Source organism: Amycolatopsis sp. 2-15 (genome assembly GCF_030285625.1).
GTDB lineage: Bacteria > Actinomycetota > Actinomycetes > Mycobacteriales > Pseudonocardiaceae > Amycolatopsis > Amycolatopsis carbonis.
Window position 1 is genome coordinate 3,002,031 of the sequence record NZ_CP127294.1, and the last position, 18,032, is coordinate 3,020,062.

The window sequence follows — 18,032 nt, forward strand, 5'->3', positions numbered from 1 at the left end:
TCAGGCGCCGATCGCGTCGAGCTCGGCGACGACGTCGGCCGGCAGCTCGAGCGCGGCGGCCGCGACGTTCTCCCGCAGGTGCGCCATCGACGACGTGCCCGGGATCACGGCGATCGCGGGCGAGCGCTGCAGCAGCCACGCCAGCGCGACCTGCATCGGCTTCGCCCCGAGCCGCGCGGCGCACGCGTCGAGCGCCGAGGACTGCAGCGGGCTGAACCCGCCCAGCGGGAAATACGGGACGAATGCGATGCCGAGCGCGGCGCACTTGTCGACGAGGTCGTCGTTTTCGCGGTGCGCGAGGTTGTAGGCGTTCTGCACGCACACAACCGGTGCGATCTCGCGCGCGACGTCGAGCTGCGCGCCCGTCACGTGGCTCACGCCGAGGTGGCGGATCAGGCCCTGTTCCCGCAGCTCGGCGAGCACTGAAAACGGTTCCACGATCGACACGTCCACGGGGTAGCCGCCCGTTTCGTCGCCCAGGCGCAGGTTCACCACGTCGAGCGCCTCGACGGCCAGGTTGCGCAGGTTGTCGTGGACGGCCGAGATCAGTTCGTCGCGCGTGAGCGCGGGCGGCCAGCCGTGGTCGGCGCTGCGGCGCGCGCCCACCTTGGTCACCAGCACCAGCTCGTCCGGGTAAGGCGCGAGGTTGTTCCGGATCAGCTCGTTGACGGTGTGCGGGCCGTAGTAGTCCGACGTGTCGATGTGCGTGATGCCCAGAGCCAGGGCCTCGCGCACCACCGCCGACGCCTCGGCGAGGTCCTGCGGCGGCCCCCAGACCCCGGGACCGGCCAGGCGCATCGCGCCGAAGCCCATCCGGGTCACGGTCAGCTCGCCGCCGAGCTGCAGGGTGCCGGCCGCCGTGGCGTCCGTCGTCATGTGGTGCTCCTCCCGAGACCGGTGATCCGGCCGTCAGCCTAGTCCGGAGTGGACTGCGATCAGCTGCACGCGTGCTTCGACTTCAGCACCCGCTTCACCGAGGCCGCCACGCGGTCCGCGGGCAGCTCGCCGCTGGACACCGCCTTCACGAGCCGGTCGAGCACCGCGCCGACGTCGCCGTTGCCCGAGGAGAACAAGGCCTCGTCGGCACCCGCCTGCAGTGCCTTGAGCACGGCGTCGGGCAGCGGGTACTGGTCGGTGATCGCCTTCATGCCGCCGAGGTCGTCGGTGATGATCGGGCCGGTGAAGTGGTAGTCGCCGCGCAGCAGCCGGTACGCGGCGGGGGAGATCGACGCGGGCACGCCGTTCGTGAGACCGGGCACGTCGAGGTGCCCGACCATCACTTCCACGGCGCCGTAGTCGGCGATGTTCTCATAGGGCTTGAGGTCCACCTTGCGCAGCTGGTCGAGCGGCGGCGTGGTGACGGTGCCCTTGTGCGAGTCGCCGGATCCGTGGCCGTGGCCGGGGAAGTGCTTGAGCACCGGCGTCACGCCGCTTTGGCGCAGGCCCTCGGCGAACGCCATCGCGTACTGGCGCACCTTGGCGGGATCCGAGCTGTACGAACGGTCTCCGATCACCGCGTCGTCCGGTTCGTCGCTCACGTCGGCGTCGGGCGCGTAGTCGACGGTGATCCCGCGCGCGTGCAGCTGCTTGCCCCGCTGCACGCCCAGCGCGCGGACTTCGGCGGGCGTCTTCGTGGCGGCCAGCTCGCGCGCGCTCGGCATCGAGCCGTCGAGGTCGTCGATGCGCTGCACGCGCCCGCCCTCTTCGTCGACGGAGACGGACACGGGGATCTTCGCGGCGTTCTGCACGGCGTCGAGCGCATGGTTCTGCAACAGCGTGGTTTTATTGCCTCCCACGAAGAACCCGCCGATCTGCTGCTGCTGGACAAGTTTTGTCACCGCCGCGGGATTCGCGGCGTCGACACCCGGGACCACCAGCTGAGCCACCTGCGCGCGCACGTCGAGGGAAGAGATCAGCGAGTCGCATGAAGACGGTGAAGCCGACCGTGAAGATGGCGGGCTCGACGGCTCCGAGGACACCGTCGGAGCGGCGCTCGTGCTCGGCTGAGCACCCGGTTCCGCCAGCGCGGTACCGGAAACCGTGTGGGCGGAAGCACATCCGGCGAGGGTGCCGGCGACCAGCACCGCGCCGCCGATCGCCGCAGGTAGCCGCTTCCGTGCGGGCATCTTCATGAATTCCTTACATGTTCGGTCCCGGTGTCGACGCGACGCTAGCGGAACCCCTGGTGGGAGCCCAACTTCACGTCGTGAAGAATGACTTCATCGCGGCTAGAGAATTCGTGAAGCCGCTGTCTCCAGACTGGCAGACACGGGATGAGTGTTTCTTCAGGGAGGTAGCAGCGATGGATCAGGTCAGGGTGGCGGCGTGGGCTTCGGATCCCATCGCGCTCGCGGGGCTCATCGACCATCTGCAGGCGCGGCCCGAGGTGCAGGTGCTGCCCGGCCCGCGGCGCGGGGAAGCGGCGGTGCTCGTGTTCGCCGCCGGCCGCGTGACGCCGGAGCTGAAGGCCGCCCTGCGCGCGGCCGCCTCGGAGACGCCGGCCGCGATCGTCCTCGTCGCCGGATACGTCGACGCCGACGAGCTGCCGGAGCTGGCCGCGTGCCACGTCGTGGCCGTGCTGCCCCGCGAGGCCATCGCGGGCGACCGGCTCGTGCGCAGCATCACCGCGGCCGCGTCGGGCAAGGAGACCTCGCTGCGCGATCTGCTGGGTCAGGCCGAGAGCCTGCAGCACACCGCGGGAGGTGCCGCGCTGTCGCCGCGTGAGGTCGACGTGCTGCGGCTGATGGCCGAGGGCTGGGACACCGCGGAGATCGCCGGGAAGCTCTGCTACTCGGAACGGACCGTGAAGAACGTCATCTACGGGATGACCAATAGGCTGAAGCTGCGCAACCGACCGCATGCCGTCGCCTACGCCCTGCGCGCAGGTGTTATCTGAGGGAAGCTCACCCCGTGCGAAAGCTGACCCGGCGCCCGGCCGTCGCCGTCCTGACGACCGCGCTCCTCCTGCTGGTGACCGCTTGCAGCGGCGGCTCCGCCGCCGAAGGCGGGAAGATCAAGCTGACCGTGGCCACCTTCGGTGAGTTCGGTTATGCCCCGCTCTTCGCCCAGTACGAGAAGGATCATCCGAACATCGAGATCCAGAGCCGGGTCACCGACTTCGACACGCACTTCAAGACGCTGGCCACGCAGCTCGCGGCGGGCCACGGCGCGGCCGACATCGTCGCCATCGAGGAGCAGCAGATCCCCAAGTACCTCGGGGTGAAAGACAAGTTCGTGAACCTCGCGGACTACGGCGCCGACCAGCTGCAGAACCAGTGGGCGGCGTGGAAGTGGGCCCAGGGCACGAAGGACGGCGACGTGCTCGGCCTCGGCACCGACATGGGCAGCCTCGCCATGTGCTACCGCCGCGACCTCTTCCAGCAGGCCGGCCTGCCGACCGACCGCAAGGCCGTCGCCGCGCTCATGCCGACCTGGGACGCGTACGCCCGGCTGTCGCAGCGCTTCACCGACAAGCTGCCGAAGGTGAAGTTCGCCGACTCGGCTGGAACCGTTTACACGGCGATGCTGAACCAGTCGCCGGAGAACTACTTCTCCTCGCGCGACGATTCCTACATCGCGGACAAGAACCCCGCCGTGCGCAACGCCTTCATGCTCGCCGGCACCCTCGCGCAGAAGGGCCAGACGGCCGGCGCGACCACGTACACGCAGGCCTGGAACGTCGCGATCAAGCAGGGCACCTTCGCCACGATCGCGTGCCCGGCCTGGATGCTCACGCAGATCAAGGAAGCCGGCGGCGACGGCAATACCGGTAAGTGGGACGTGACGACCGTCCCCGGCGCCAGCGGCAACCAGGGCGGCTCGTTCCTCTCGATCCCGAAGCAGAGCGAGCACCCCAAGGAGGCCTACGACCTCACGAAGTGGCTCACGGCTCCCGAGCAAGAGAAGAAGATCTTCCTCTCCGACGGCATCCTGCCGAGCGAGCCGAACGTCTACAAGGACCCGCAGGTCGTGGCCCACACCGAGCCGTACTTCTCCGGCGCGCCGATCGGCCAGATCTACGCCACCTCCGCCGACACCCTTCGTCCCAACTACCGCGGCCTGCACGACGCCGACGTCCGGCCGGAGTTCGGCCGGGCGCTCGGGCGGATCGAGGACGGGTCCGAAAAGGTCGACGCGGCCTGGACGGACGCCGTGAAGCTCGGCCGCGAGGCCATCAAGTAGGCCCCTGGTGCTGCGTGGACCCCTCCTGGCTCGATGGGACCGGAAGGCGACGCCCTTCCTGTTCATCGCCCCGTTCTTCGCGGTTTTCGTGGTGTTCGGCGCGTTCCCGCTCGTCTACACGGCCTGGGTTTCGCTGCACGACTGGGATCTGCTCGCCGGTGACCAGGGCGGGTTCGGGCTCGCGAACTACGCCGAGTTGTTCACCGACGGCCGGTTCTACAACGCGCTGTTCAACACCACGAGCATCTTTCTGCTCGCCGCGATCCCCGAGTTCTTCCTGGCGCTCGGGATCGCGGCGCTGCTGAACCGGCCGCTGCGCGCGGCGACGTGGTGGCGCACCGGTGTGCTGCTGCCCAACGTGGTGTCGGTCGTGGCCGTGGGGCTGGTGTTCGCGCAGCTCTACAGCCGTGACTACGGCGTGGTCAACGAGGTGCTCGGCTGGTTCGGGATCGACCCGATCTCGTTCCAGGCGCGCAAGTGGTCCTCGCACCTGGCCATCGCGACGATGGTGATGTGGCGCTGGACCGGCTACAACTCGCTGATCTACCTGGCGGCGATGCAGGCCGTGCCGCAGGACCTGTACGAGGCGGCGGCGCTCGACGGGGCTTCGCGCTGGCGGTCGTTCTGGTCGGTGACGGTGCCGGGCATCCGGCCGACCATCGCGTTCACGGCGGTGGCGGGCACCGTCAACGGGCTGCAGCTGTTCGCCGAGCCGCAGCTGTTCGACGCGACGGGCTCCAGCGGCACGGGTGGCAACGACCGGCAGTTCCAGACGCTCACGATGTACCTGTACGAAAAGGGTTTCGGCAAGTTCGACGCGGGCTACGCGGCGGCGCTGTCGTGGGTGATGTTCGTGTTCTGCGTGCTGTTCGCGTTCTTCAACTACCGGCTGGTGCGCCGGTTCGTGAGCGCGCCGTGATGCCGCGGCGGCGCGCGGGCGCGTGGGTGTACGTGGTGCTCGTCGGCGTGGTCGGCGCGTCGCTGTTCCCGCTGTACTGGTCGTTCGTGATCTCCACCCGGGACAACGCGGCGGTCGGGGAGACCTCGCCGCTGCTGCTGCCGGGCGGGCACCTGTTCGAGAACATCCGGCGCGTGTTCGACACCGTCGACTTCTGGCTGGCGATCGGCAACTCGCTCATCGTGGCCGTGACGGTGATGGTGTCCAATGTGGTCCTGGCCAGCCTGGCCGGGTTCGCGTTCGCCCGGCTGAGGTTTCCGGGCCGCAACAGTCTTTTCCTGTTCGTGGTCGGCTCGGCGATGGTGCCGGCGCAGCTCGGCGTGATCCCGCTGTACCTCGTGGTCGGCGACTTCGGCTGGTACGGGAAGCTCGAGGCGGTGATCGTGCCGGCGCTGGTGAGCGCGTTCAGCGTGTTCTGGATGCGCCAGGCCTGCGAAGGCGCGGTGGCGAGCGAGCTCGTGGACGCGGCCACTGTGGACGGAGCCTCGGTGGTGCGCACGTTCTGGCACGTGGCCGTGCCCGCGATCCGGCCGCAGGCCGCGGTGCTGGCGATGCTCACGTTCATGGCCACGTGGAACGACTACTTCTGGCCACTGGTCGTGCTCGACCCCAACGAGACGCCGACCGTGCAGGTGGTGCTCTCGCAGCTGGCCAGCGGCTACTACACCGACTACGCGCTGATGCTCACGGGCGCGACCCTCGGCGTGCTGCCGGTGATCGCGCTGTTCCTGGTTCTGGGCCGCTACATCGTGCGGGGGATCCTGAAAGGTGCTGTCCATGGCTGAGCTCGAGTTCCCGTCCGGCTTCTGGTGGGGTGCGGCGACCGCGTCGTACCAGATCGAAGGCGGGGTGACCGAGGGCGGCCGCGGACCGTCCATCTGGGACACCTACAGCGCGACGCCGGGCAAGGTCCTCAACGGCGACACCGGTGCCGTCGCGTGCGACCACTACCACCGGTACGGCACGGACGCGGCGTTGCTGTCCGAGCTGGGGCTGCCCGTTTACCGGTTCTCGGTGGCGTGGCCGCGCGTGATGCCCGACGGCCGCACCCGCAACGCCGAGGGCCTCGCGTTCTACGACCGGCTCGTCGACGAGCTGCTCAGCCGCGACATCCTGCCGGTGCTCACGCTGTACCACTGGGACCTCCCGCAGGCCATCGAGGACGCGGGCGGCTGGCCGGCTCGCGACACGGCCTACCGGTTCGCCGACTACGCCGCCGTGGTCCACGACGCACTCGGCGACCGCGTGCCCCAGTGGACGACCATCAACGAGCCGTTCTGCGCCGCGTTCCTCGGCTACGGCAGCGGCGTCCACGCGCCGGGCAGCCAGGACTACGACACCGCGCTGGTCGCCGCGCACCACCTGCTGCTGGGCCACGGCCTGGCGATGCGGGCGCTGACGGAACAGGCCCGTCCCGGCCAGGATTTCTCGCTGGCGCTGAACTTCGCCCCCGCGCTGGCCGACGGCGACACGGATGCCCACCGCGAAGCCGTACGTAAGTTCGACGGCATCCACAACCGCTTCTTCCTCGACCCGGTGCTCGGCCGCGGCTACCCCGCCGACGTGATGGCCGACGTCGAACACCACGGCGGTCGGTTCGCCGCGTCCATTCAGGACGGTGACACCGACCTCATCGCGGCCGCCATCGACTGGCTCGGCGTGAACTACTACGCCCCCGCCCGCGTCGCACCGCTGGCCGACCCGCTCGCGCCGAGCAACTGCCCGCTGCCCGGTTTACGAGGTATGGACGTCCTCCCGGCTCGCGGCCCGCTGACGTCGTTCGGCTGGGAGCAGACGCCGTCGTGCCTCACGGATCTGCTGGTGTGGCTGAACTCCCACACGGGCGGCCTGCCCTTGGTCGTCGCCGAGAACGGCGCGGCCTTCGAAGACACCGTCGTCGACGGTCGCGTCCACGACCCCGCCCGCGTCGCCTACCTCGACACCCACATCCGCGCCGTCCACAGCGCTCTCGCCGCGGGCGCCGACGTCCGCGGCTACCTGGCCTGGTCCCTTCTGGACAACTTCGAATGGGGCATGGGCTACACCCAGCGCTTCGGCGTCATCCACGTCGACTTCGACACGCAGGCCCGCACGATCAAGGACTCGGGCCGCTTCCTGGGCGAGGTCGCGAAGGCCAACCGCCTGCCCTGACCCGCCCCCATGCGGCATTGGGTGCGCTCAACGCACCGAATGCGGCATTTGGGTGCGTTGGGCGCACCGAACGCCACATTGGGGTGCTTGAAGCTCAGCCGATCCGCCGCGCCACCGCATTCGCCACACCGGACCGCGACGGCGACTCCAACTTGCCCAGCAACCGCGCCACGTGCGCCTGCACCGTCCGCCTCGGCAGCGCGAGCTCGGTAGCGATGTCGGGGTTCGACCGCCCCTCCGCCACGAGCGTCGCGATGCGGACCTCCAGCGGCGACAGCGAATCCCACCCGCGCCCCGGCCGGGCCGCGCCCACGAACCGCCCACCGCGGCGGACGCCGAGTTCGCGCAGGCGCTTCTCCGCGCGCTGCAGGTCCCACCGGGCCGACAGCGAGGCGTACAGCTCCGCGGCCTCGTCCAGCGCCGCGTGGGCCGCGGGCAGGTCCTCGGTGCGCGCGAGCAGCACGGCCGCGTCCTCCAGGGCGGCGGCCAGCTCCGGGCGGCGGCCGACCGAGCGGAAGTGCTCCACGGTCCGCAGCACCGGCGCCGGGTCGCCGTCGATGAGGCCGCGGCACCAGTCCATCGCCGCGTGGGCCCGGGCCGGCTCGCGTTCCTTGGCCGCCTCTTCCTCGCACACCGCCAGCCCGCGCTGCGCCAGCGCCTGGTCGCCGGCCTCCAGGGCCAGCCCGACGAACATCGGCAGCCACTGGTGCCGCAGCATCATCTGGGCGTAGGTCGGATTCAGGATCGGCTCGAGGACGGCCAGCGCCTCCTTGATCTCCCCGCGCTGCCACGCGACCACCGAGTTGGCCACCAGCAGGAAGTCGAAACTCTCCCGCTCGGCACCGGTCGCCGGCGCGTACTCCTCCGCCGCGTCCAGATGTGCCGCCGCCTGCCCGCGCTCGCCGCGGCGGGCGGCGATCAGCGACGCCACGCCATGCAGCAGCAACGCCGCCGCGCCAGGCTCCCGGAGGCCGTAGAAGGTGATCGCCGGCCCGTCTTCCGTCACGGTGTCGAGCTCGACCAGCGCCTCGTCCCAGCGCCCTTCCCAGTACCGGTGCACCGCGACCGACACCTGCAAGCCGATCGGCATCGAATGCCGCTGCGCGATCTCGCCCGCCGCCTGCAGCGTGCGGTCCGCCTCGCCGAGCCGGTCGAGGTTCTGCAGCGTGAACACGCGGTTGTCCAGCAGATCCAGGTGCAGGTCGGCCAGCTCGTGCTCGTCGCCGACGGCCTCGATGGCCTCGTCGATGTGCGCCAGCGCGCTTTCGTGGTGGCGGCGCACGGAATCCACGAGCCACAACGTCTGCAACGCGTGCGCCGACAGGTACGGGTCGCCGTCGGCCTCCGCGCGGGCCTGGTGCGCGCTGGCCTCCGCGACGTCGAGGTCGTCGAGCCCGCCGCGGCGGAAGTTCGCCAGCAGGTGCCGGCGCCGCACGTGCCAGATTTCGGGCAGCGCCGGGTCGTCCTCGGCCTCTTCGAGCGTCTGCACGGCGAGCGCGACGGCCCCGCGCCGGAACCGCAGCGTGGCGAGCAGGTGCCGCATCTCCGCGACGTTCTCCGGGTCCTGCGACAGCTCAAGCGCTTGCACGGCAAGGGTTTCCGGGTTTCGCTCCAGCCGGAAGAGCACCTTCGTCAACGCGGTGATCAGCGCCTCGCGCCGCGGGTCGGCCGCCGAGCACGCCGTGAGCGCCCGCTCCAGCAGCTCCACGGCGATCAGCGGCGCCCGGTTGGTCACGGCCGTCTGGTTCTCCGTCAGCCAGTCCAGCACCCACGGGTCCACAGTGGACGGCGCGGCCACAAGCTGCTCCGCCACGCGCTTCACCGGCGCACCGATCCGTGCCAGGGCCTCCGCGGCCTGCCGGTGCAGAGCCGCTCGCGTGCCCGACAGCAGCCGGTTGTACAACGCCTGGCGCAGCAACGGATGGCGGAACGCGAGCTGTGTGCCCGTGTCGATGAGAACGTTGGCCGCCACGGCTTCTTCCAACGGCGCCAACAGGTCCGACGGCCGGATGCCCAGCACCGCGGCGATGTCGCCGACCGCGAACTCCATGCCCAGCAACGCACCCCAGCGCAGCACGTCCTGCGTCTCGGCCGGCAGGAAGTCGAGCCGCCGGTCGACGGCCGCCACGAGCGAGCGCGGCGTCTCGAACTCGGCGGGGTCGTCGACGTCGGCGTAGCCGCGGTCCACCTCCACCGCACCGGCGCGCACGAGGACGTCGACCATTTCCTTGACATACAACGGGTTTCCTGCGGCACGAGCGGCCAGCTCACGCAGGCCGGGGCCCGGATCCGCGCCCAGCAGGTCTTCGATCAGCCGCACGACGTCGTCGGACACGAGCGGTTCGAGGTCCAGCACCACGCCGTCGCGCGACTCGACGCCGCGGCGCAGCTGGGCGAGCTCCGCGCGGTCGGGCGCCGGCCGGGTCGCGGCCACGAGCAGCAACGGCAGCTGCCGCGTCGCCGCGCACAGCCGGTGCCACACGAGCACGCTCGACTCGTCGGCCCACTGCAGGTCGTCGATCACGAGCACCAGCGGGGCGTCGGCACACAGCTCGTCCACCAGGGACAACAGCCGGTCGACGGCTCCGAGTACCGGGTCGCTCGAACCCCACGCGCGCTGCGTCGGCCCCTCGCCCATCAGCTCCTTCGCCACGCGGGCGCGCCGCGGATCCGGTGAGGCGGCGTCGATCGCGAGGCACTCCAGCATGACTTGCAGCGGGAACCTGGTGCTCAGCTCATCCGCCGCCACCCACGCGAGCTGCAGCCCGCCGCCGGTGGCGTGGCTGAACACGCGCGTGAGCAGCTCCGACTTCCCGATGCCGGGCTCGCCCTCGATCCACACGGCCCGGCCCCGCCCGTCGCGGACCTCGGCCAGCAGCTCGCTCAGCTGCGCCGACTCGGCTTCGCGGCCGAACAACAGGCTGTCGTCCCCGTCGTCCAGGGCCCGGCTGACACGCGGTGGCAGCACCGAAATCGGCTCAGGACCGGCCACCGGCTCCGGCGCCTTCGCCTTGGGCAGGTCGAGCGAAGGGTCCTGCTCCAACACACGCTGGTGGAGCTCCCGCAGCCGTGGCCCCGGCTCCACGCCCAGCTCCGCGCGCAGGGTGGCGCGGGCGTCGCGGAACACGTCGAGTGCGTCGGAGTGTCGGCCGCTGCGGTACAGCGCGAGCATCAGCGACTCGTGCACCGCCTCCCGCAGCGGGTGCTCGCCGACGAGCACCGTCAGCTCCGCGATCAGGTCCTGGTGGCCGCCGAGCTCCAGCACGGCGGCGGCACGGCGCTCCAGCGTGCCCAGCCGCAGCTCGGCCAAGTGCTCGCGGTGGCGCTCGGCGAACTCGCCAGGCACGCCGGACAGCGCTTCGCCGTGCCAAAGGGCGAGCGCGGCGTCGTACTCCGCGGCGGCCTTGTCGTGGTCACCGGCGGCGGCATGCTGCTGGGCCTGCTCTCGGTGGCGTTCGAACACGGCCGCGTCGAGGCCTTCGGGGTCCAGCGCCAGCGAATAACCGCCGGCGTCGGACACGAGCACGCCCGAGGCCGCCCATTTCGTTCGCTCGGGATCGAGGGCGCGCCGCAGCCCCGAGATGTAAGTGTGCACGCTGCCCTCGACGCTGGCGGGCGGCGAGTCGCCCCACACCCCCGCGATGAGCTCCGCGCGCGGCACGGACCGGCCGGCGTTGACCGCGAGCATCGCGAAGATGGCACGCTGGCGCGCTGGCCCGAGCTTGATCTCGGCCGGACCCCGCCAGGCCCGCAACGGGCCGAGCACGTCCACCCGCAACCCGCTGTGCGCATCCCCTGGCATGCCGTTCCATTCGACGTACCGGTCTGACCCGACGAGCTTACCGGGAGCCGGTGATCACCCGGCATCGTACGAGTGGCCACTTCCGGTAAGCCTCATGGTCAGTCCCGCTCAGTGGTGCGCTGTGGTGCGAAAACGGGATCATTCCCCCGCCGCGCGGCTGCGCACGGGGTTGGCGCGACGGATGCCGTGCGGGTGCATCCGGGTTTCGGCCCGGCGCACGTCCCACGCCGCGCCGAGCGTGGTGTAGCTGGTGAGCGCCGTGCGGAACGCCGAGCGGGCTTCGTCGAGCCGGCCGTGTTCCGCCAGCAGGATCGCGGCGTCCTCGGTGGCGCGGGCGTGTTTCAGCACCCGGCCGGCGGCCTCGTAGTGCGCGGCCGCGCCGAGGATCGCGTCGGGATCACTCGCGACCAGGCCGCGGCAGTGGGCCGCGGCGGCGGTGTGCGCGGGTGGGACGTCGGAGCCGTCGGCATCACCGATCAGCCGCAGCGCCTGGTACGCGTAGTGCGTCTCACCCAGCTGCATCGCCAGGCGCACCAGGTCCGGCAGCCACTGCTGGCGCGCCGAAGGCGGATAACCCTGGTCCAGCAAGGGGGTCAGCGCGGCGAGCGCCGCCTCCGGGTTGCCCTCCAGCTCGGACAGCTGCGCCTCGGCGGCCAGCAGGTAGTCGCCGCCGTTGGGCTCGAGGCCCTGCGGCCAGTGCTGGTGCGCGGCGGCGTCGAGGTGCGCGCTCGCTTCTTCCGGCTCGTCGCGGTGGCTCGCGATCAACGCGCCGACGCCGTGCACGAGCAGCGCGGAACCGGGGCTGCGCAACACGTACGACGCCGTCTCCGCGCCGCCCTTGATCACCGTGTCGAGCTCGGCCAGCGCCTCGGGCCAGCGGCCGCGCCAGTAGTAATGGACGGCGCCCGCGAGGTGCATCTCGCCGGGCACGGCGCGGGTCGCGGCCAGCCGGCGCGCGGTGCTGAGCGGTTCGGCGGCGTCGTCGAGACCGTCGAGCACACCGAGCTCCGACAGGTCCGGTTCGGACGTTTCGTCCACGGCCAGGCGTTCGAGCGTCGCGCGCAGCGTTTCGTGCCGGCCGCGCCACATCTCGGGCACGTTCGGGTCGGCGAGCGTGCGGCGGACCTCCTCGGACGCTTCGGCGAACTCGCCGCGCCGGTAGTAGATGTAGGCGAGGATCCAGCGCATCTCCGCGGCCTGCCGGCTGTCCTCGGTCCGCGCGACGACCGAGCGTGCCTCGGCTTCGGGCTCGCGGCCGAGCCAGAACAGCAGCCGCGCGAGCGTGGCCGTGAGCGGTTCGCGGGCGTCGGCGGGCAGCGAGGGCTGCGTGACCACGTGCTTGAGCAGATCGACGGCCATGCGCGGCGCCTCGGTGGCGACCGTGCCGATGTGCTCGGTCAGCCAGGCGGTGACCCACGTGTCGACCTGCACCGGCGCGGCGGCCAGCTGCTCGGCCACGCGCTCGGGCGACGCGCCGGCGCCCTGGAACGCCTCGGCGAGCTGGCGATGCAGCGCGACCCGCATCGCGGCCGGCGTCTTTTCGTACAGCACGCGGCGCAGCAGCGGGTGGCGGAAGGCGAGCAGCTGGTCGGACTCGGTGAGCACACCGGCCGCGAGCGCCTCCTCCACGGCGCCGACGAGCGCGGTCGCCTGCCGCTCGGTGGCGATCGCGATGTCCGACAGCGAGAACTCCTTGCCCAGCAAGGCCGCCCAGCGCAGTACGTCGCGCGTGCCGCTGGAGAGGAAGCTCAGGTACAGCGTGACGCGCGAACCCAGCGGCGCCGGGATCGTGCGGCAGGCGTTGCCGTCGACGATCGCCTGCGCGCCGTCGAGCAGGATCATCGCGTTGGAGAGCAGCGTCTCCACGATTTCCTTGGCGTAGCGCGGGTTTCCCGACGCGAACGAGATCAGCGTGCGCAGCACCTGGCCCGGAGGGGCGCCGGCGAGATCACCCGCGAGGTCGCGGATCGAGCTCTCCGGCAGTGGCCCGAGCGTGAGCAGGTCCGTGCCGTCGACCGCCAGCTCCGCGCGCAGGCCGTCCAGCTCGGCGGGACGGGGGACCGGGCGGCACGCGCCGATCAGCAGCAGCGGCAGCCGCCGCGTCTCGCGGCTCAGGTAGCGCCACACGCGCAACGTCGTATCGTCGGCCCACTGCAGGTCGTCGACCACGAGCGCGAGCGGTTCCTCCGCGCACAGCTCGCGCACGAGCCCGAGGATGCCCTCCACCGGGTCGGCGCCGGGGTTCTCGGCGAGCGCGACGGCCAGCTCCGCGCGGCGCAGGTCCGACGCGCGCGGGTGCACACCCAGCGCGTCGAGCAGCGGCCGCAGGGCGAAGCGCTGGTCGAGCGCGTCGGCGGAGGCGAACAGCGGTTTGACGCCCGTGCCCTGGGCCAGGGACAGCGTTTCGGCGAGCAGCGCCGTCTTGCCGATACCGGGTTCGCCCTCGACCCACACCGAACGGCCGAGCCCGCCGGCGAGACCGGCGACGACTTCGCGCAGCAGCAGGGTCTCGCTCGCGCGGTCGAAGAAGATCTCCGCGCGCGGCGGCAGCACCGGCAACGGGAACCGCGGCACCCGGGCGGGTGTCGGCGCCGGCCGTGGCGCGGGGGCCGGGGTCTCCACCGCGGAACCACCGCCCAGCAGCCGCTCGTACAGCTCGCGCAGCGCCGGGCCCGGCTCGGTGCCGAAGCCCTCGATCAGCTTGTCCTGCAAGTCCGTGTACACGGCCAGCGCTTCGGTGCGGTGGTCGCCGAGCGCGAGCGCTCGCATGAGCAGCCCGTGCAGCGGCTCGCGGAACGGGTGTTCGCGCGCCGAGTCGACCAGCTCGGCGACGAGCTCCAGGTGCCCGCCGTTGTCGAGCACCACCTCCGCGCGGCGCTCGACCGTCGCGAGGCGCAGCTCCTCGAGCCGGATGCGCTGCGACGCCGCGAACGGGCCGGGCAGGTTCTGCAGCGGCTCGCCGTGCCACAGCGCGAGCGCTTCGTCGAGCTTCGCCAGCGCCGGGCCGCGTTCGCCGGCCGACAGGTGGCGCTGGGCCCGGTCGCGCAGCGCCTCGAAGTGGTGCACGTCGACGGTCTCGGGCTCCACGCACAGCGAGTAACCGGACCCGATCGACGCGAGCAGCTGCGGCCCGGTGCCTTTGGCGCGGCCGGGCTCGAGCGCGCGGCGCAGGCCGGAGATGTAGGTGTAGATGCTGCCCTGAGCGCTGGCCGGGGGCGAGTCGCCCCACACGGCGTCGATCAGCTCTTCGCGGGAAACGGTGCGGTTGGGCGACATCGCCAGCACCGCGAGAACCGTGCGGCGGTGGGCGGAGCCCAAATCGAGTTCGGCGCTGCCGAGTTCCGTGTCACCACGCCAGGCGCGGACCGGGCCGAGCAGTCGGATCTTCGGCGCGGTGATACCGCCTGCCGCGCCGTCCGCTGCCGACATCGGTCTCCCTTCACGCGTTGACGGATCGTCACACGCCGGATGCCAGTGGTGATCTTACGCCCGAACGGGTGGTGGAGCGGGCCGGGGCCGGGTCTCGCCGGCCGCCCTGACCGTCAGTCTCGGGGCGCGGTGTAACGACCACTCGGCGTGACAGCGAACACCGGGGAAACTCCGCCGCGCAGACCCCGGTGGAACGGCAGGCAAGGATATCCGAAAATCGGGCATACCACCTGGTCCCCGGTTTCGCCACCCCCTGCCGGTGGGTCACGCTCGGTTGTAAGCCCGCGCGGCACGGGCGCGGGGTACTGGGGACGTGTGGTGAGGAGAGTGTCGTGAATTCGATTCCTCCGACGGTGGTGCCGGACGGTATGCGTGGTGCGGCGGGTGAGTTCGCCCGCGCCATAGACTCGGCCAACGCCCATTTGAGGCGGGTCAACAGCGAGATGGCGGCGCTGCAGGCTTCGTGGCGGGGCGACGCTTCGGTGCGCTTCGGCCAGGCGATGAACGACTGGGAACAGCAGTACGACCTCATCCTGGGCCGGCTCGCCGACCTGCTCGCGGTCACCGGCGGCGCGGCCGACGCGCGCCCGGCCGCCGGCGAGCGGACGACGCCGTGGACGGGCGGCCTGAGCGGGATATGACTCCAGGGCGTTTCGACTTCACCGACGCCGACGAGATCCTCGACCGGATGGGCAGGACGACCGGCGGGATCCGGGCCGTGCTGGCGGAGCTGGAGTCCACTGTGGAACGGGACCTGGCGGGCTGGACGCAGGAGGCGCAGGCGCGCTACTGGGCGGCCAAGCAGGCCTGGACCGAGGCCGTCGGCCGGATGCCCGACTGCGTCGACCGGGCGCGGGAGGCGTTCCGGGAGATCGCCGGGAACTCCGGCGCGGCGGGGCCGGGTCCCTGCGGGGTGTGCTCCGAGGCGTGAAGACCGGCGTGAAGCCAGGGCCGGCGGGTGGCTCGATCCTGTCGTCAAGACCGTCGTGAAGTGGTGGACAGAGAACGCTGACCTGCGGTTATCGGTAGGTTCTTCACGATCGCGGCGGGCGTGAAGAATCTTGGTAAGAAAACGTGAAGTCGTCCGCGCGAGACTTGTCACCGTCAACCTGGAGTGGTGGTAGGAGATCTCGTGAAGCTCGTCAAAGTCGCTGTTCTCGCCTCGGACCCGATCACCAAGGCCGGCGCCGCGAGTCTGCTGGGCACCCGCGCCGAGCTGCAGGTCCTCCCCGAGGACTCGGCCGCGCAGGCCGACGTGGTCCTCGTGATGGAGGAGCACGTGACCGACCGCGTGCTGTCGCGGGTCAAGGAGCTGGATCGCGAGTCCGAGCAGCTGGCCGGACCGCACCTCGTCATCGTCGCCGACCACTTCCGGGAGAGCGACCTGATGACCGCCATCGAGTGCGGCGTCGTCGCGATCCTGCCGCGCCGCGAGACCGGTGGCGCCGAACTGGTGTCCGCCGTGCTCACCGCCGGCGACGGCACCGCCAGTCTGCCGCCGCGCCTGCAGGGCGCGCTGCTCGGCCAGGTCCAGCGCATGCGCCGCGACGTGCTCGAGCCCAACGGCCTCACCCTGTCCGGCCTCGCCGCCCGCGAGTGCGACGTGCTGCGGCTGGTCGCCGAGGGCTACGGCACGGAGGAGATCGCGACCAAGCTCTGCTATTCGGAGCGGACCGTGAAGAACGTCCTCTACGGCCTGATGACCCGCTGCGGCCTCAACAACCGCGCCCACGCCGTGGCCTACGCCCTGCGGGCCGGCGCCATCTGAGCCACTCACGCCGGGCAGCGACCGGCGCGCCGCCGCCCTTGCTTCGGGCCTTCTCCCTTTCGTGGGGGAAGGCCCTTTTTGTCGAGCGGGTTCAGACGTCCAGGACGCGCAGGCACAGGCGGCGCAGGGTGGCGCGCAGGTCGTCGTCGGAGAGGTGGTCCAGTCCTCGCAGCGCGGGGCCGAGCTCGGCGGCCGTCCAGTAGGCGGCGGTCTGGTCGGGCGTCGGGCGGTCGCCGAAGAGCAGGCGCAGGCCGCGCCGGGCCTGGTCGTCAAGGGCTTGGCCGATGCTCTCGTGCCGCCGCGCGCCCGGGTCGGTGCGGTGAAGCGGCGAGACGGAGCGGTGGGCCACGACCTGCTCCACGAAACCGTCGACGAGCAGCTCGCGCCGTCGCTGTCCGATTTGGACCTTCGCGGCCGCTTCGAGGAGTTCGTCGAACGCCGTGATGCTGCTCTGCAGAAGAGCCGCGAGGATGTCGGCCTTGGTGTGGAAGTAGTAGTAGACGTTGGCTTTCGTGACGCCCATGGTGTCGGCGATCAGCTGCAGCGACGTGGCGTCGAACCCGTGCTCGGCGAACAGCTCTCGCGCCGTGGCGAGCACCGTGCGCCTGGTCTTCTCGGCCTGCTCAGCCCGGGTGGGTGACACCCGGCGATGCTAACCCACGCCGTTCCCGGCCGGGGTGGGCTACAGTGGTTTCATTAGCCGAGCGGCTAATGAACTCCGGAGGAGACCCATGCGCGTACTGGTGACCGGCGGGACCGGCTACGTCGCCGGCTGGTGCCTCGCCGAGCTGCTGCGGCGCGGCTACGACGTGCGGACGACGGTGCGTTCGGCCGCCAAGGAAGCCGCCGTGCGCCGCGCGGTCGGCAGCGAGATCGACCCCGGTGACCGGCTGGAGGTCGTGGTCGCCGACCTGACGTCGGACACCGGCTGGGCCGAGGCGGTGGCCGGCTGCACCTACGTGCTGCACGTCGCGTCGCCCCTGGGTGGCGACGGTTCGCGCGACCCCGACGGGTTCATCGGCCCCGCGCGCGACGGTGCGCTGCGCGTGCTCACGGCGGCGACCGAGGCCGGGGTCTCGCGGGTCGTGATGACCTCCTCGCTGGCCGCCGCCGCGCCGCCGATCGGCACGCGCAGCACCGAGGTGTTCGACGAGACCTTGTGGACCGACCCCGACGACCGCCGGCTCAACCCGTACCGCCGCTCCAAGGCCGTGGCGGAGCGTGCGGCGTGGGACTTCATCGAGTCCGCGGGTGGCGGCACTTCGCTGGCGACGGTGCTGCCGGGCGCGATCCTCGGCCCGGTGCTGGCCGGCCAGGCGCTCGGCTCCGTGCAGCTGATCGGCGCCCTGCTCGACGGCCGCCTCCCCGGCGTCCCGCGGCTCGGCTACAGCGTCACCGACGTCCGTGACCTCGCCGATCTCCATATTCGCGCCATGCTCGCGCCCGAGGCCGCGGGTGAGCGGTTCGTGGCCGTCGGCGAGTTCCTGTGGCTGCGTGAGGCGGCGCGCGAGATCCGCGCGAAGCTCGGCCCCGACGCCGCCAAGGTGCCCACGCGCGGCCTGCCCGACTTCGTGCTGCGCGGCTTCGCCCTCGTCAACGCGGGCGTGCGCGAGGTGGCACCGGACCTCGGCCGGAAGAACGTGTACACCTCGGCCAAGGCGCAGCGGCTGCTCGGCTGGCGGCCCCGGCCCGCGGCCGCGACCGTCGTCGACTGCGCGCGCAGCCTTGTCGCTGTCCACTGA

Annotated in this window: 14 protein-coding genes; 9 read left to right on the plus strand and 5 right to left on the minus strand. The window is 71.5% G+C overall.

Annotation, left to right across the window (positions count from 1 at the left end):
• Together QRX50_RS14780 and QRX50_RS14785 are read right to left on the minus strand one after the other, a co-directional pair.
• Complete coding sequence (locus QRX50_RS14780; protein ID WP_285972511.1) at nt 1-876, minus strand: oxidoreductase; 876 nt, start codon at nt 874-876, stop codon at nt 1-3.
• A 59-nt stretch (nt 877-935) separates the two neighbouring features.
• Nucleotides 936-2,126, minus strand: coding sequence for a glycoside hydrolase family 3 N-terminal domain-containing protein (locus tag QRX50_RS14785; protein ID WP_285972512.1), 1,191 nt, complete (start codon nt 2,124-2,126; stop codon nt 936-938).
• Nucleotides 2,127-2,302: 176 nt separating this feature from the next.
• Between QRX50_RS14785 and QRX50_RS14790 the strand changes: the two genes are divergently transcribed.
• From QRX50_RS14790 to QRX50_RS14810, 5 genes are read left to right on the plus strand one after another with little or no spacing between them, the layout of a single operon-like run.
• On the plus strand, nt 2,303-2,896 hold the full coding sequence (locus QRX50_RS14790; RefSeq protein ID WP_285972513.1) for a helix-turn-helix transcriptional regulator: 594 nt from the start codon (nt 2,303-2,305) through the stop codon (nt 2,894-2,896).
• A 14-nt stretch (nt 2,897-2,910) separates the two neighbouring features.
• Entirely contained in the window at nt 2,911-4,182 is a 1,272-nt protein-coding gene (locus QRX50_RS14795) for an ABC transporter substrate-binding protein (protein WP_285972514.1), read from the plus strand.
• Nucleotides 4,183-4,189: 7 nt separating this feature from the next.
• Entirely contained in the window at nt 4,190-5,101 is a 912-nt protein-coding gene (locus QRX50_RS14800; protein WP_285972515.1) for a carbohydrate ABC transporter permease, read from the plus strand.
• Entirely contained in the window at nt 5,101-5,925 is an 825-nt protein-coding gene (locus tag QRX50_RS14805; protein ID WP_434533271.1) for a carbohydrate ABC transporter permease, read from the plus strand. Before QRX50_RS14800 ends, QRX50_RS14805 begins: the two co-directional genes overlap by 1 nt.
• Nucleotides 5,918-7,291: a GH1 family beta-glucosidase gene (locus QRX50_RS14810; protein WP_285972517.1), complete on the plus strand. Its 1,374-nt coding sequence runs from the start codon at nt 5,918-5,920 to the stop codon at nt 7,289-7,291. The genes QRX50_RS14805 and QRX50_RS14810 overlap by 8 nt, the downstream gene beginning before the upstream one ends.
• 94 nt (nt 7,292-7,385) lie before the next feature.
• On the opposite strand, the gene QRX50_RS14815 is transcribed toward QRX50_RS14810, so the two are convergent.
• Together QRX50_RS14815 and QRX50_RS14820 are read right to left on the minus strand one after the other, a co-directional pair.
• A complete protein-coding gene (locus QRX50_RS14815) occupies nt 7,386-11,093 on the minus strand; it encodes an ATP-binding protein (protein WP_285972518.1) in 3,708 nt (1,235 codons plus the stop codon).
• A 138-nt stretch (nt 11,094-11,231) separates the two neighbouring features.
• Nucleotides 11,232-14,522 carry an ATP-binding protein gene (locus QRX50_RS14820; protein WP_285972519.1) on the minus strand — a complete coding sequence of 1,097 codons (3,291 nt, stop codon included), beginning with the start codon at nt 14,520-14,522 and terminating at the stop codon, nt 11,232-11,234.
• A 332-nt stretch (nt 14,523-14,854) separates the two neighbouring features.
• Between QRX50_RS14820 and QRX50_RS14825 the strand changes: the two genes are divergently transcribed.
• From QRX50_RS14825 to QRX50_RS14835, 3 genes are all read left to right on the plus strand, one after another.
• On the plus strand, nt 14,855-15,163 hold the full coding sequence (locus tag QRX50_RS14825; protein WP_285972520.1) for a WXG100 family type VII secretion target: 309 nt from the start codon (nt 14,855-14,857) through the stop codon (nt 15,161-15,163).
• Nucleotides 15,160-15,453 carry a WXG100 family type VII secretion target gene (locus QRX50_RS14830; RefSeq protein ID WP_285972521.1) on the plus strand — a complete coding sequence of 98 codons (294 nt, stop codon included), beginning with the start codon at nt 15,160-15,162 and terminating at the stop codon, nt 15,451-15,453. The genes QRX50_RS14825 and QRX50_RS14830 overlap by 4 nt, the downstream gene beginning before the upstream one ends.
• Nucleotides 15,454-15,654: 201 nt before the next feature.
• Nucleotides 15,655-16,290 (plus strand): response regulator transcription factor, encoded by a 636-nt coding sequence (locus QRX50_RS14835; RefSeq protein WP_285972522.1) that lies wholly within the window; start codon nt 15,655-15,657, stop codon nt 16,288-16,290.
• 91 nt (nt 16,291-16,381) lie between these two features.
• Here the strand turns inward: QRX50_RS14835 and QRX50_RS14840 are convergent, their stop codons facing one another.
• Entirely contained in the window at nt 16,382-16,933 is a 552-nt protein-coding gene (locus QRX50_RS14840) for a TetR/AcrR family transcriptional regulator (RefSeq protein WP_285972523.1), read from the minus strand.
• 88 nt (nt 16,934-17,021) lie between these two features.
• Between QRX50_RS14840 and QRX50_RS14845 the strand changes: the two genes are divergently transcribed.
• Entirely contained in the window at nt 17,022-18,032 is a 1,011-nt protein-coding gene (locus QRX50_RS14845; protein WP_285972524.1) for an NAD-dependent epimerase/dehydratase family protein, read from the plus strand.

What these genes read in the sequence shown, in the direction of transcription:
- QRX50_RS14810 (WP_285972517.1), top strand. Translation starts at nt 5,918, where the DNA reads ATGGCTGAGCTCGAGTTCCCGTCCGGCTTCTGGTGGGGTGCGGCGACC.
- QRX50_RS14820 (WP_285972519.1), bottom strand. Translation starts at nt 14,522, where the DNA reads ATGTCGGCAGCGGACGGCGCGGCAGGCGGTATCACCGCGCCGAAGATC.
- QRX50_RS14780 (WP_285972511.1), bottom strand. Translation starts at nt 876, where the DNA reads ATGACGACGGACGCCACGGCGGCCGGCACCCTGCAGCTCGGCGGCGAG.
- QRX50_RS14845 (WP_285972524.1), top strand. Translation starts at nt 17,022, where the DNA reads ATGCGCGTACTGGTGACCGGCGGGACCGGCTACGTCGCCGGCTGGTGC.
- QRX50_RS14815 (WP_285972518.1), bottom strand. Translation starts at nt 11,093, where the DNA reads ATGCCAGGGGATGCGCACAGCGGGTTGCGGGTGGACGTGCTCGGCCCG.
- QRX50_RS14790 (WP_285972513.1), top strand. Translation starts at nt 2,303, where the DNA reads ATGGATCAGGTCAGGGTGGCGGCGTGGGCTTCGGATCCCATCGCGCTC.
- QRX50_RS14785 (WP_285972512.1), bottom strand. Translation starts at nt 2,126, where the DNA reads ATGCCCGCACGGAAGCGGCTACCTGCGGCGATCGGCGGCGCGGTGCTG.
- QRX50_RS14805 (WP_434533271.1), top strand. Translation starts at nt 5,101, where the DNA reads ATGCCGCGGCGGCGCGCGGGCGCGTGGGTGTACGTGGTGCTCGTCGGC.
- QRX50_RS14830 (WP_285972521.1), top strand. Translation starts at nt 15,160, where the DNA reads ATGACTCCAGGGCGTTTCGACTTCACCGACGCCGACGAGATCCTCGAC.